The organism is Stenotrophomonas sp. YJH_SMC_106-19 (assembly GCF_059368375.1).
Genome location: NZ_JCAFRQ010000002.1, coordinates 295,219 through 307,424, shown reverse-complemented (window position 1 = coordinate 307,424; position 12,206 = coordinate 295,219). Strand labels below are relative to the sequence as shown.

The 12,206-nt window shown below is 67.3% G+C and carries 14 protein-coding genes and 1 tRNA gene; 5 read left to right on the top strand and 10 right to left on the bottom strand.

Translation table 11 applies throughout. The features are described from left to right. Positions 1-11: 11 nt before the first annotated feature. From AC5P5M_RS08970 to AC5P5M_RS08960, 3 genes are all read right to left on the bottom strand, one after another. The gene (locus AC5P5M_RS08970; RefSeq protein ID WP_460256430.1) at positions 12-1,007 is read right to left on the bottom strand and encodes an LLM class flavin-dependent oxidoreductase; all 996 of its coding nucleotides are present in this window, start codon (positions 1,005-1,007) and stop codon (positions 12-14) included. Positions 1,008-1,155: 148 nt separating this feature from the next. Beyond that, positions 1,156-1,923, bottom strand: a complete 768-nt coding sequence (locus tag AC5P5M_RS08965; RefSeq protein WP_322523499.1) for a sulfurtransferase — start codon at positions 1,921-1,923, stop codon at positions 1,156-1,158. A 68-nt stretch (positions 1,924-1,991) separates the two neighbouring features. Next, a complete protein-coding gene (locus tag AC5P5M_RS08960) occupies positions 1,992-2,357 on the bottom strand; it encodes a DUF6164 family protein (protein WP_053519804.1) in 366 nt (121 codons plus the stop codon). A gap of 69 nt (positions 2,358-2,426) precedes the next feature. Here AC5P5M_RS08960 and AC5P5M_RS08955 point away from each other — a divergent pair, with 69 nt between their 5' ends. Together AC5P5M_RS08955 and AC5P5M_RS08950 are read left to right on the top strand one after the other, a co-directional pair. Further along, positions 2,427-2,861, top strand: a complete 435-nt coding sequence (locus tag AC5P5M_RS08955) for an FKBP-type peptidyl-prolyl cis-trans isomerase (protein WP_053519803.1) — start codon at positions 2,427-2,429, stop codon at positions 2,859-2,861. After that, positions 2,848-4,095 (top strand): TIGR03862 family flavoprotein, encoded by a 1,248-nt coding sequence (locus AC5P5M_RS08950; protein WP_495205776.1) that lies wholly within the window; start codon positions 2,848-2,850, stop codon positions 4,093-4,095. The genes AC5P5M_RS08955 and AC5P5M_RS08950 overlap by 14 nt, the downstream gene beginning before the upstream one ends. A 50-nt stretch (positions 4,096-4,145) precedes the next feature. Here the strand turns inward: AC5P5M_RS08950 and AC5P5M_RS08945 are convergent, their stop codons facing one another. From AC5P5M_RS08945 to AC5P5M_RS08930, 4 genes are all read right to left on the bottom strand, one after another. Continuing rightward, complete coding sequence (locus tag AC5P5M_RS08945; protein WP_065174915.1) at positions 4,146-4,607, bottom strand: GNAT family N-acetyltransferase; 462 nt, start codon at positions 4,605-4,607, stop codon at positions 4,146-4,148. 21 nt (positions 4,608-4,628) lie between these two features. Beyond that, on the bottom strand, positions 4,629-6,251 hold the full coding sequence (locus AC5P5M_RS08940) for an FMN-binding glutamate synthase family protein (RefSeq protein ID WP_053519800.1): 1,623 nt from the start codon (positions 6,249-6,251) through the stop codon (positions 4,629-4,631). Positions 6,252-6,306: 55 nt separating this feature from the next. Beyond that, positions 6,307-7,593 carry a nucleotide sugar dehydrogenase gene (locus AC5P5M_RS08935; RefSeq protein ID WP_065174914.1) on the bottom strand — a complete coding sequence of 429 codons (1,287 nt, stop codon included), beginning with the start codon at positions 7,591-7,593 and terminating at the stop codon, positions 6,307-6,309. 135 nt (positions 7,594-7,728) lie between these two features. Further along, complete coding sequence (locus tag AC5P5M_RS08930) at positions 7,729-8,163, bottom strand: BLUF domain-containing protein (protein WP_065174913.1); 435 nt, start codon at positions 8,161-8,163, stop codon at positions 7,729-7,731. A gap of 131 nt (positions 8,164-8,294) precedes the next feature. Between AC5P5M_RS08930 and AC5P5M_RS08925 the strand changes: the two genes are divergently transcribed. Continuing rightward, positions 8,295-8,381, top strand: a tRNA-Leu gene (locus AC5P5M_RS08925). A 50-nt stretch (positions 8,382-8,431) separates the two neighbouring features. Here AC5P5M_RS08925 and hemN read toward each other — a convergent pair. Together hemN and AC5P5M_RS08915 are read right to left on the bottom strand one after the other, a co-directional pair. Continuing rightward, positions 8,432-9,841, bottom strand: a complete 1,410-nt coding sequence (hemN, locus tag AC5P5M_RS08920) for an oxygen-independent coproporphyrinogen III oxidase (RefSeq protein ID WP_495205775.1) — start codon at positions 9,839-9,841, stop codon at positions 8,432-8,434. Between the two features lie 44 nt (positions 9,842-9,885). Continuing rightward, positions 9,886-10,326: a group III truncated hemoglobin gene (locus AC5P5M_RS08915; protein WP_065175929.1), complete on the bottom strand. Its 441-nt coding sequence runs from the start codon at positions 10,324-10,326 to the stop codon at positions 9,886-9,888. Positions 10,327-10,505: 179 nt separating this feature from the next. Between AC5P5M_RS08915 and AC5P5M_RS08910 the strand changes: the two genes are divergently transcribed. Both AC5P5M_RS08910 and AC5P5M_RS08905 read left to right on the top strand, forming a co-directional pair. Beyond that, positions 10,506-10,793 carry a hypothetical protein gene (locus tag AC5P5M_RS08910; RefSeq protein WP_053520310.1) on the top strand — a complete coding sequence of 96 codons (288 nt, stop codon included), beginning with the start codon at positions 10,506-10,508 and terminating at the stop codon, positions 10,791-10,793. Then, positions 10,790-11,836, top strand: coding sequence for a 4Fe-4S dicluster domain-containing protein (locus AC5P5M_RS08905; protein WP_065175880.1), 1,047 nt, complete (start codon positions 10,790-10,792; stop codon positions 11,834-11,836). Before AC5P5M_RS08910 ends, AC5P5M_RS08905 begins: the two co-directional genes overlap by 4 nt. A gap of 1 nt (position 11,837) precedes the next feature. On the opposite strand, the gene AC5P5M_RS08900 is transcribed toward AC5P5M_RS08905, so the two are convergent. Beyond that, positions 11,838-12,074 carry a hypothetical protein gene (locus AC5P5M_RS08900; protein ID WP_019337197.1) on the bottom strand — a complete coding sequence of 79 codons (237 nt, stop codon included), beginning with the start codon at positions 12,072-12,074 and terminating at the stop codon, positions 11,838-11,840. Positions 12,075-12,206: the final 132 nt, after the last annotated feature.

The window sequence follows — 12,206 nt, the reverse complement described above, 5'->3', positions numbered from 1 at the left end:
GATGCAATCGTTCAGCCCGCGTGGCGATCGTGCCACGCCCGCATGGTCAGCTCGAACGAGCGCAGCCGCGCGCGATGGTCATACAGATTGGCGGTGAGCATCAGTTCGTCAGGTCGATGGCGTTGGACGAACGCGGCGATACCCTCGGCCACCTGCTGCGGATCACCCAGCACCGTGCACGCCAATGCCCGCTCGACCCCCAGTTTCTCGTGCGGCTCCCAGAACGATTCGATGTCGTCGATCGGTGCCGGGATCTTGCCGGGACGCCCCCGGCGCAGATTGACGAAGCTCTGCTGCTGGCTGGTGAACAGGCGGCGCGATTCGGCTTCGCTGTCGCTGGCCACCACGTTCAATGCCAGCATCGCGTGCGGTTGCTTCAACGTGGCCGAAGGACGGAATTCGCGGCGGTAGACTGCCAGCGCCTCATCCATCGCGTCCGGGGCGAAGTGCGAGGCGAAGGCGTACGGCAGCCCCATCGATGCCGCCATGCGCGCACCGAACAGGCTGGAACCCAGGATCCACGTCGGCACCCGCAGGCCGCCGCCAGGCACGGCCTGCACCGCCTGACCGGGCTGGACCGGCTCGAAGTAATGCAGCAGCTCACGCACATCCTGCGGGAACTGGTCAGCGCTGTCGAAATAGCGCCGCAGCGCGCGGGCGGTCGGCTGGTCGGTGCCGGGCGCCCGCCCCAGCCCCAGATCGATGCGGTCCGGATAGAGCGAGGCCAGCGTGCCGAACTGCTCGGCCACCTGCAGCGGCGCATGGTTGGGCAGCATGATGCCGCCTGCACCGACACGGATGCGCTGCGTGCCACCGGCAACGTGCCCGATCAGCACGGCGGTGGCCGCGCTGGCGATACCGGGCATGTTGTGGTGTTCGGCCAGCCAGTAGCGGCGGTAGCCCAGCGCATCGGCATGCTGGGCCAGTGCCAGCATGTTGGAGAAGGCGGCAGTGGTATCGCTGCCCTCGCAGACCGGGGCCAGGTCGAGGATCGACAACGGGATCATCAGGCGGTTTCCGTCAAAAGATCCCCTCTGCATGGGGTCGGCCCGGCACGGCGGCCAGTGCCGGTGGCGGGACGCTGATTCCTGCCGGGCGGGTCAGCTCCCCAGGTGGACCGGACAGCCGTGCACGACCGGCGCCCGGGACAGCCGCTCAGAAGGCGCTGGGGCGTGGTTCCGGCAGCGGCTCATCCACCAGCGGCCTGAGCTCCGCATCCAGCGCCACCCGTTCATCGAACACGAAACAGCGCCCGTCGTAGCCCTCGCCGCCCACCTCCTCGAAGTAGCCGAGAATGCCGCCGTCGAGCTGCAGGACGTTGTCCATGCCGTCATTGAGCATCCACAGTGCGGCCTTCTCGCAGCGTATGCCACCCGTGCAGAAGCTGACCACGGTGCTGTCCTTCAATGCGTCGCGGTGCGGCGCCAGGGCCTCCGGCAGATCGGTGAACTTGTGGATCGGCAGCACCAGCGCGTCCTTGAACGTGCCGTACTCCACCTCCTGCAGATTGCGGGTATCGAGCATCACCACCGGCTTTCCCGCATCGTCGTGGCCCTGCCGCAACCAACGCTGTACGGTGGCCGGATCGACCGCCGGCGCGCGTGGATAGGCCAGCGGCTGGCCGTCATCGCGGCGGAAACTGATGATCTCCGGCTTCACTCTGGCCTTGAGCCGCGCGAAGGGCTGATGCTCGCTGAAGCTGGTCTTGACCCGCATTCCGGCCAGACGCGGATCCTCACGCAGTGCCGCGTAGAAGCCCTCGATGGCGGCCGGGGCGCCCGCCAGGAACAGATTCAGGCCCTCGCCCGCCACCAGGATCGTGCCGCGCAGCCCAGCCGCTTCGGCACGCCCCAGCAGTTGGTCGCACAGAACCTCGGGGGCGTCGATGGCAGTGAAATGATAGGCGGCGGTATTGGCGATCATCCGCGTATTTTAGCGCCTGGCCGCCACCGGGTCAGGACCCGGGGTCGATGATCGGCGGCTGGAGCGCCCTACCCCCGCAGCAGCATGAACGGCAGCAGCACCAGGGCAGCAGCGCCCAGCATCGCCAGCAGTACCAGCACGACATACAGCGGCCGGCGCCGCAGCAGGCTGCCGAAGGTCTCGGCCGTGCCATCGCGCAGGGCCTGCTCACGCTCGGCCCGGATGCGTGGCGCGCGCTCGGCCTGGTACTCGGCCATCAATGCCTTGGCACGCGCATGATCGCCGTCCTCGCGGAGCCACAGCCCGCCATTGGAAATGCCCCAGGGACTGGGCTCGGTGCGGTACCAGGCGATGCCGTGGCGATCCAGGAGTGTGCAGACGTCGGCGTATTCGTCATCGCCGACATTGCGCAGATTGAGCAGGAGTTTGGCCATGGCGCCATGATACCCGGCGCCGATGCGCTACCCTTGCCGCCCTCGCCCTGCGCCCGACGGAGATGCCCGATGCGCCGACTGCTGCTTCCCCTGTTGCTGTCCCTTGCTGCTGCCGGCTGCTCGATGGAGCCGTCCGGCCCACCACCGGGAGGCACGCTGACCACCTTCGAGCGCATCGACACCCAGCCCGGTACCGGGGCCGAAGCGGTGGCGGGACGGAAGGTCACCGTGCACTACACCGGCTGGATCTACGACAACCGCACCGAGAGCAAGCATGGCAAGACATTCGACAGCTCGGTCGGACGCGGCCAGCCGTTCACCTTCGTGCTCGGTGCCGGCCAGGTCATCCGCGGCTGGGATGAAGGCGTGGCCGGCATGAAGGTCGGCGGCAAGCGCACCCTGATGATCCCCCCGGACCTGGGCTACGGCAGCCGTCGCGCCGGCCCGATCCCGCCGGGCTCCTCGCTGGTGTTCGATGTCGAGCTGCTCGATGTCCAACCCTGATCCACATGCACCGCGCCGCGTGGCTGTCGTCGGTGGCGGCCCCGCGGGGCTGTTCGCCGCGGAGCGCCTGCGCGCTGCCGGCCTGGACGTGGATCTCTATGAAGCCAAGGGTTCCCCCGGTCGCAAGTTCCTGATCGCCGGCAAGGGCGGGCTCAACCTGACCCACTCCGATGCGCGCCCGCTGTTCGACAGCCGCTACCGCGAGCAGGCCGGTGAAGTCGGCCGCTGGCTGGACGGGTTCGACGCGCAGGCACTGCGCGACTGGGCCGCCGATCTTGGCGTGGAGACCTATGTCGGCAGTTCCGGCCGCGTGTTCCCGGTCGATCGCAAGGCTGCGCCCCTGCTGCGCGGCTGGGTGCGCCGCTTGAAGGAGCAGGGCGTACGCCTGCACGTGAATCACCGCTGGTGCGGATGGGCCAGCGACGGCGCGCTGCGCTTCAACACCGAAGACGGCCACCTCGACGTGCACGCTGATGCCACCGTGCTGGCGCTGGGCGGCGGCAGTTGGCCGCACCTCGGCAGCGACGGTGCCTGGGTGGCACCGCTGCAGGCACGCGGCGTGGACATCGCACCGTTGCAGGCCGCCAACTGCGGATTCGACGTTGACTGGACGCCCCTGTTCGCCCAGCGCAATGCCGGTGCCCCCTTGAAGCCAGTGATGGCGCACTGGATCGACCTGACAGGCCAACCACGGTCACTGCAGGGCGAATGCGTCGCCAGCGACTATGGCATCGAAGGCAGCCTGATCTACGCGCTGGCGGCCGACCTGCGCGAAACCATCAACCGCAAGGGTTGTGCGCCATTGTGGCTGGACCTGGCGCCGGGTCGCGATGAAGCACGCCTGCTGGCCGATCTGTCGCGTCCACGCAAGGGCCGCAGCTTCGGTGAACACCTGCGCCGCCAGGCCGGGGTGGACGCAGTGAAAGCGGCACTTGTGTTCGAGCACCTCGGCAAGGATGCGGGCCAAGATCTTGCAGCGGTCGCAGCGACGCTCAAGCGCCTGCCGCTGAAACTGCTGCGCCCGCGGCCGATGGCCGAGGTGATCAGCACGGCCGGAGGGGTAAGGCTGGACGCGCTCGACGCAGGGCTGATGCTGCGTGCCCTGCCCGGCGTGTTCTGCGCTGGCGAAATGCTGGACTGGGAGGCGCCGACCGGCGGCTACCTGCTGACGGCCTGCTATGCCAGTGGCCTGCGCGCCGCCGAAGGCGTGATCCAGTGGTTGGCCACACGCTGAATCGCCTGTGGTAGCAGCGGGCGGGGCTCGGCGCTACCGGAAGCAGCGCCTCACCACGGCCTTCGCATGCGTACAGAGGCGAGTGGTACCCCGCTGGGATGGGGATAGATTTCCTCGCGTTCGCGGATGAAACCCTGCCGCTGATAGAAGGACACGGCATTGAGCGAGGCCGACAGCACCACCTCGCGCCCCGGATCGGCCAGCGCCAGCAGACGCTGCATCAGCGCCTGGCCGATACCCTGTCCGCCACGATCCGGATCGACGAACAGCGCATCCACCTCATTGCCATCGATATCGAGCACGCCAAAGCCGAGCAGCTCGCCCTGCCCGCCTTCGGCCACCACGCAGCCGCCCTGCGACAACAGCCGCGGATACTGCGCCGGCGGCGGCGACGCCGCCCAGGGTGCGATCACCTCCGGCGGATAGTGACTGCTGCAGGTCTCGCGCACGCACCGCGTGCGCAGGGCCCACAGCGGCGTGACATCGTCGATCGTCCCGGTCCTGAACTGCATGCAACCTCCGTGTGGAACCCATCACCGCGACTTGCTGGCTCTCAGCGCCTGGATCCGGGCCGGCGGCTGGAATGAATCACTGCGCGCGTCTGCCCAGAACGCATGGAACACCGCGTGATCCGGCACCCGCCGCAGCAGTTCTCCCGGCTCCAGATAGCGATACAGCGTCGCCAGCGAGCGGATCTCCACCGGCGACACGCGGCGCAGGATGTGCTCCGGCCCCAGTTCGGCCGGATCATTCAGGCCGGCCGCGCACAACAGCTCCTTCAGGGCATGCAGCGTGTGCTCGTGGTAGCTGTGCACGCGCGTGGCCTTGTCAGGCGCGTCGAGGTGCTTCCAGCGCGCCGGGTCCTGCGTGGCGATGCCGGTCGGGCACTTGTCGGTGTGGCAGCTCAACGACTGGATGCACCCCAGTGCGAACATGAAGCCACGACCGGCATTGCACCAGTCCGCGCCGAGCGCGATGGTCCGGGCAATGTCGAATGCGCTGGTGATCTTGCCGGCCGCACCGATGCGGATGCGCTCGCGCAGGTCCAGCCCGACCAGGGTGTTGTGGACCAGCAGCAGCGCCTCGTGCATCGGCACGCCCACATGATCAACGAACTCGGCCGGTGCCGCGCCCGTGCCGCCCTCGGCGCCATCGACAACGATGAAGTCCGGCAACAGGCCGGTCTCCTGCATCGCCTTGGCGATGCCGAACCACTCCCAGGGATGGCCGATGGCCAGCTTGAAGCCGACCGGTTTGCCACCGGACAGTTCGCGCAGGCGGGCGACGAACTGCAGCAGTTCGACCGGCGTGGAAAACGCCGAGTGCCGCGACGGAGATACACAGTCCACCCCCATCGGCACGCCACGGGTCACGGAGATCTCGGCCGTCACCTTCGGCGCGGGCAATACGCCGCCATGACCGGGCTTGGCCCCCTGGGACAGCTTGATCTCGATCATCTTCACCTGGTCATGGGTGGCGTTGGCGACGAACCGCTCTTCGCTGAAACCGCCCTTCTCGTCGCGGCAACCGAAGTAGCCCGAACCGATTTCCCAGACCAGATCGCCGCCCATCTCACGGTGGTACGGCGAGATCGAGCCTTCGCCCGTATCGTGATAGAAGCCGCCACGGCGCGCGCCTTCATTGAGCGCGCGGATCGCGTTGGCCGACAGCGAGCCGAAGCTCATCGCCGAGATGTTGAACACACTGGCCGAATAGGGCTTGGCGCAGCCTGCGCCGATCAGCACACGGAAATCGTGCCGGGCGATGGTGGTCGGTGCCAGCGAATGGTTGATCCATTCGTAGTCCACCGCATATGCACTACGCAGCGTGCCGAACGGCACCGTATCCATCTCGTTCTTGGCACGCTGGTAGATCAGTGCACGCTGCTGGCGCGAGAAGGGCACGTCTTCCAGATCACTCTGCACGAAATACTGGCGGATCTCCGGGCCGATCGATTCCAGCCCGTATCTGAAGTGCGCCATGACCGGATAGTTGCGGCGCAGGGTGCTGCGCTTCTGCAGCAGATCCCAGGTCCCCAGCGCCACCATCGCGGCGGTCAGACCGACGCCCCAGTACCAGGCAGGCCATATCGTGGCCAGCCACAGGCAGACCGGGAACATCAGGATGGCGAGCAGGTAGACGATATACCGGTGCATGGCGTTCCTTGGTTGCAACTGCAGCCGAGTCTACCGCGCCCGCCATCATCAACGCCTACAGGCGATCGTCGACCACGCTGCGCGGCCAGGCCGATTTCACGTCATACACCAGGCCGCCGGGCGCCAGCAGGCCGCGGATGCGGGCTTCATCCATCGCCTTGAAACTGGCATGCGCCACTGCCAATACGACCGCGTCGTAACAGCCGGCCTTCGGCTCGGCCAGCCACCGCACACCGGCATCGGCCAAGGCCGCCGGGCCCACCCATGGATCGCTGACATCGACCTGGGCGCCTGCGTCTGCCAGGCGCTGCGCCAGCTCCAGCGCACGACTGTTGCGCAGATCGGGGCAGTCTTCCTTGAAGGTGACGCCCAGCACCAGCACGCGCGCCTGGGCCGCGGTCCGCCCGCGCTCGGCCAACATGGCCAGGACTCGCATGGCCACGTGCTCGCCGACACGGTTGTTGACCTGCCGCGCGGTGTGGATGAGGTCCGGGTGGTAACCCACACTTTCCGACTTGTGCAGCAGGTAGTAGGGATCCACGCCGATGCAGTGGCCACCGACCAGACCGGGACGGAACGGCAGGAAATTCCACTTGCTGCCCGCGGCGTCCAGCACGTCCTGGGTATCGATGCCGAGACGGTCGAAAATCAGCGCCAGCTCGTTGACCAGGGCGATGTTGACGTCGCGCTGGATGTTCTCCACCACCTTGGCCGCTTCGGCCACGCGCATCGATGGCGCCGGGAAGGTACCTGCGTCGATGATGCGGTGGTACAGCGCATCGACCACCGACGCCACCTCCGGTGTCGAACCCGACGTGATCTTGCGGATGTCCGCCAGACGGCGCTGGCGGTCCCCCGGGCTGACCCGCTCCGGACTGTAGCCGCAGTAGAAATCTTCGTTGAATCGCAGGCCCGAACCCTGCTCCAGCAAGGGCACGCAGACTTCCTCGGTCGTGCCGGGATAGACCGTGGACTCGTAGATCACCAGATCGCCGGCGCGCAGATGGCTGGCGATCAACCGCGTCGCCGAGCGCAGGGGTTCCAGATCGGGCTGCTCGTAGGCATCGATGGGCGTCGGCACGGTGACGATGTACACGTTGCACTCGTCCAGCCGCGCAGGGTCGCTGCTGTACTCCAGCTGGCGTGCAGCGGCGAGTTCCCCGGCCTCCACCTCCAGCGTGTGGTCCTGGCCCGCGCGCAGCTCGGCGATGCGTTCGGGATCGATGTCGAAGCCGAGCGTCGGCTGTTCCCGGCCGAATGCCACGGCCAGTGGCAGGCCCACGTAACCCAGGCCGATCACCGCGAACCGGGGCGCTTCCGCCGCCGACACCGGCACGCTCATCAATGCACCCGCCATGCCGGCAGCGGCGGATCGCCCACTGCCGCCGCTTCGGCCATCACGCTCATTCGCTGCCCACTCCGGGAAGTCTTCGCAAGAGGGCTACAGCGTAACGGTGTCAGGACCTTGTCGCCAAGGTCAGGAGCCCAGTGCGACCGCGGCAGGCTCCAGCTCGCCATCGGCCCCGGTCCAGGCCTGCAGCAGGTGCTCGAACCCCACGCTGCCCAGCGTCAACCCCGGCCACGCCTCACCGACGATCTGTGCCAGCAGCTCCGCCTCGATGCGTCGCGTCCCCATGTTCCAGCGGGGGAACGCCCGCTGCGGCACGGGCGCCCGGCACAGCACCTTCAGCTGGGTATGGCTGCGGGCATTGAGGATGCGCGGGAACACCGAATCGATACCATCCTGCGGACCTTCGAGATACTGCAGGAAGCGTGTACCGTCGAACATCAGCACCCCGGTGACGCCAGCCACGCGATTGAACGCCGTGGCATCGGCCAGCAGGCGGTCAAGATCGGATGTCCGCAGATCGGCGCGGGCATCGCTGACGTAGGCGATCGCGTAGAGCGACATCAGGTGGCTCCCCCCCTGGGAACGATGGTCGGGACTATGGCATGAATGGGCGCTACAGTTAAGCGCGCCGTGCGATGCCCGGCCGCCGGTGCTGGAGCCCCCGCTAGGCTACAATCGGCGCCGCACTGCAGGCCCGGATGGCGAAACTGGTAGACGCATCGGACTTAAAATCCGCCGACCGCAAGGTCATGCCGGTTCGATTCCGGCTCCGGGCACCAGGGCTTTCGGGCTGTTTGCGACACGCAGTGGCGTGAACCTCCCAACCACTTCAGATCGCGCGCGAATAGCGCGGCTGCTCGTGCGCTGCACGCAGATGGGGATCGAAGCACATCGCCAGCAGGCGCAGAAGCGGCCGGCCGCGTTCGCTGGCACGGACCACGCCATCGCGATACTCGACCAGGCCATCGTCCTGCAGCCGTCGAACGGCGCACAGGTCCTCGGCGAAGTAGTCGTCGAACACGATGCCGTGGCGATCGCCGAGCGCGCGTCCGTCGACCTCTCCCTGGCACATCAGCTGCTGGATCAGGTCTGCGCGCAGCTGATCGTCGGCGCTGAGCGCCACGCCACGCCAGACCGGCAGCTGGCCCTGATCGACCGCACTCTCCCAGGACGGCAGGTCGCGTGGGTTCTGGCTGTAGGTCGCACCGATATGACTGATCGCGCTGACGCCGAGGCCCAGCAGGTCGGTATCGGCATGGGTGGTGTAGCCCATGAAGTTGCGATGCAGCTGGCCAGCGCGCTGGGCGCGCGAAAGATCCTCTTCCGGCAGCGCGAAATGATCCATGCCGATGTACTGGTAGCCCGCTGCGGACAGCTGCTGCACGGCAAGTCCCAGCAGCGCAAGCTTGTCCTCCGGCGAGGGCAGCGCGCGCTCGTCTATCTGCCGCTGCGCGCGGAACAGATGCGGAAGGTGCGCGTAGCCATACACCGCCAGTCGGTCCGGCCGCAGCGCCAGCACCTGCTCGAGGGTGCGGCCGAATCCTTCCTGGCTTTGTCCCGGCAGCCCGTAGATGAGATCCACGTTGACCGAGCGCATGCCGCTGTCACGACAGGCATGCAGGATGTCCAGGGTCTGCTGCACACCCTGCACACGGTTGATCGACGCCTGGACCGAGGGATCGAAGTCCTGCACGCCCAGGCTGGCGCGATTGAAGCCCAGCCGTGCCAGCATCGCCACGTCACGCGTTTCGATGAAGCGTGGATCAAGCTCGATCGAGAAATCGCGCTCGGCCGAGCAGCTGAAGTCAAAACGCCGGCGAAGGCCGTCGATCAGCGTGGTCATTGCCTCGGCATCCAGGAAATTCGGCGTTCCGCCCCCCAGGTGCAGCTGGATCACCTCACGGCCCTTCTGGAACTGCGGCGCCAGCAGATCGGCCTCGGCCAGGACCCGTGAGACATAGCTGTGGCCACGGCTTCGATCACGGGTGATCACACGGTTGCAGCCGCAGTAGAAGCACGGGCTGGCGCAGAACGGGACATGCACGTACAGCGACAGCGCGCGTGCCAGCACGTCGCTGTCCGCGATCGCCTGGCGCAGTGCGGGCGCGCCGAAACCATCGTGGAAGTGCGGAGCGGTCGGATACGAGGTGTAGCGCGGTCCGGGCCGGTCATGCCGGCGCAGCAGATCGGGGTCGAAGGTCCAGGCCAGGCCGCCGGCAGCGGGAGAGAACGTGTCCATGCCGCCAGCATCGCGCCGGACAGTCAGTGCCGCCTTGACCCAGATCAATCCCGCGCAGGAACGCCCAGCACCGGCAGCGCCACCTGCGGCCAGCGCAGCATCTGGTACCGGCGCCAGAACGTTTCCGCAATGCGCGCGGCCACATCATCGGCCAGCGCCTGCATCGGTGGATTGCCGCATTCGGCGGTGGTGCGCCGGAACAGCGCGAGCCAGCGGTCGAACAGGTCCTTGTCCAGGGCGATGGCCATGTGCTTGGACATGGGCGATCCCTTGAAGCGACGCGTTCCCCTGAGCATTGCGGACCAGAAATCCACCAGTTGCGCCAGATGCCCGGGCCAATCGTGCACATGCGCGTCGAACACGGGGCCCAGACGCTCCTCCTCACGCACGCGTGCATAGAAGTCGTGGACCAGACGGGTCACGTCCTCTTCGGTACACAGCGCGGGCGAGGCGACAGGAGGGACGAGTGATGGCGTAGCGTTCATCAGAGGCACCAGGCGATTGCCGGCAGAGTGCGCCAGCCGGCCGGCACCGCCGTTGATCCAGATCAATGTCGGCGCGCGTGGGCGCGCCTAGGCTGACATGCCTGCAGGAAACATGCCCTGCGGATGCTGCGCCAGCCATGGCGGAGTATACGCGCCGCCCCTTCCCGACCCGCGACCGCATGAATACACCCACTTCGTCCCCGCGTCAGCGCCTGATCCAGCATTGGGGCGCCATCCTCTGGCCCAGTTTCATCGCCGCCGGGCTGGCCAGCGTGGTGTTCTTCGCTTTCGTCGACCCGTTGCGCCTTCAGGCCATCAGTTTTCCGGGCACGGCGATCAGTCGCGAACTCGGCTACACGGTCGGCTTCTTCATGTTCTGGGCGGTGACGGCGCTGTCCAGCGCGATCACCGGATATCTGCTGCGGCCGATGCCGGCAGACGCAGACGATGAGCTGCCTCTGGGATGAACGCACTACGGCCCCCTTCCCCACCGTGGCGATGGCGTGGCGCACTGCGGCTCGGTGTGCTGGTTGGCTTCCTTGGGCTGCCCTGGTTGCGCTGGGACGGCCGCCAGGCGCTGCTGCTGGACCTGGACGCACGTCGCTTCGACCTGTTCGGCTGGACCCTGTGGCCCGACGACGTTGGCCTGCTGCTGGGCCTGCTGCTGGCGCTGGCGATGGCACTGGCGCTGTTGACCCACCTCGCCGGCCGCATCTGGTGTGGCCATGCCTGCCCGCAGACGGTGTGGAGCTACGCCTTCAGCCTGATCGACAGCTTCCTTGCCCAACGCCTGCCACGCGCCCTGGCGCGTCCTGCCACGCAGGCTGCATGGATACTGCTGTCGCTATGGACCGGCATCACCTTCGTGGGATTGTTCACCCCGATCACCGGCCTCGTCACCGTCAGTGTCCAGGGCGGCTGGAGTGGCTGGGAAACCTTCTGGGTGCTGTTCTACGCGGCAGCCACATGGGGCAACGCCGGTTTCCTGCGGGAGCAGGTCTGCCGTTCGCTGTGCCCCTTCGCGCGCGCGCAGCCATTGCTAGTCGACCCCCAGACCCCCCGGATGCTGTATGACGCGCGCCGCGGCGAACCCCGCGGGCCCCGGCCCGCTGGCCTTGGCGGCGTGATCGGCCGCGGTCGCGGCCTGCTCGATCCGACCTCCGCGCAGGACTACGTGTTCCGCGCCGCGCACCCATGGCTGGCCGGCCCCATGCCGACCTTCAGCGCCGACCGCCTCGGCGACTGCACCGATTGCGCGGCCTGTCTCCACGCCTGCCCGATGCAGCTCGACATCCGCCAGGGCCCGCAGGCCGACTGTCTGGCCTGCGGCGCCTGCCTGGATGCCTGCGAGCAGCAACAGTCCCGCGCCGGTTTCGGTCCGGGACTGATCCGCTACTGCAGCCCGCAGACGATGGCAGGGCAGCCGCGGCGCGGGTGGCGACCGCGGACCGTGGTTCTGGCATCGTTGCTGCTGGTGCTGCTGAGCGCTGGCGCCTGGCACCTGCTCTGAATCAGCGCGACCCGTTGGCGTGCGGAGGCACCAGCTGGGCACGCCGTACGATTCCGAGCTGCTCGATGATCAGCGCCATTTCATTGGTCACTTCCGTGCGCTCGGTCCCCTGCGGGACCAGGCGGTCCAGCACCTGCTGGTACGTGTCCCAGAAGGCAGGGCCGCATCCGTGTTTGTGATAGCTGGCTTCCAGTTCGCGGCGTACCCGTTCAGCCAAGCCATGCATGCCGTATTCCATACGACCTCCGTTGGACTTGTCCTGCATCGTTGACGGTCTACCGACTCACTTGCGTGCTGAAAGACTCCCGGGCTTCACGACCGGTTGACCTCAATTAGTCACAGATTTCACGACAGGTCAATTACATGCGGC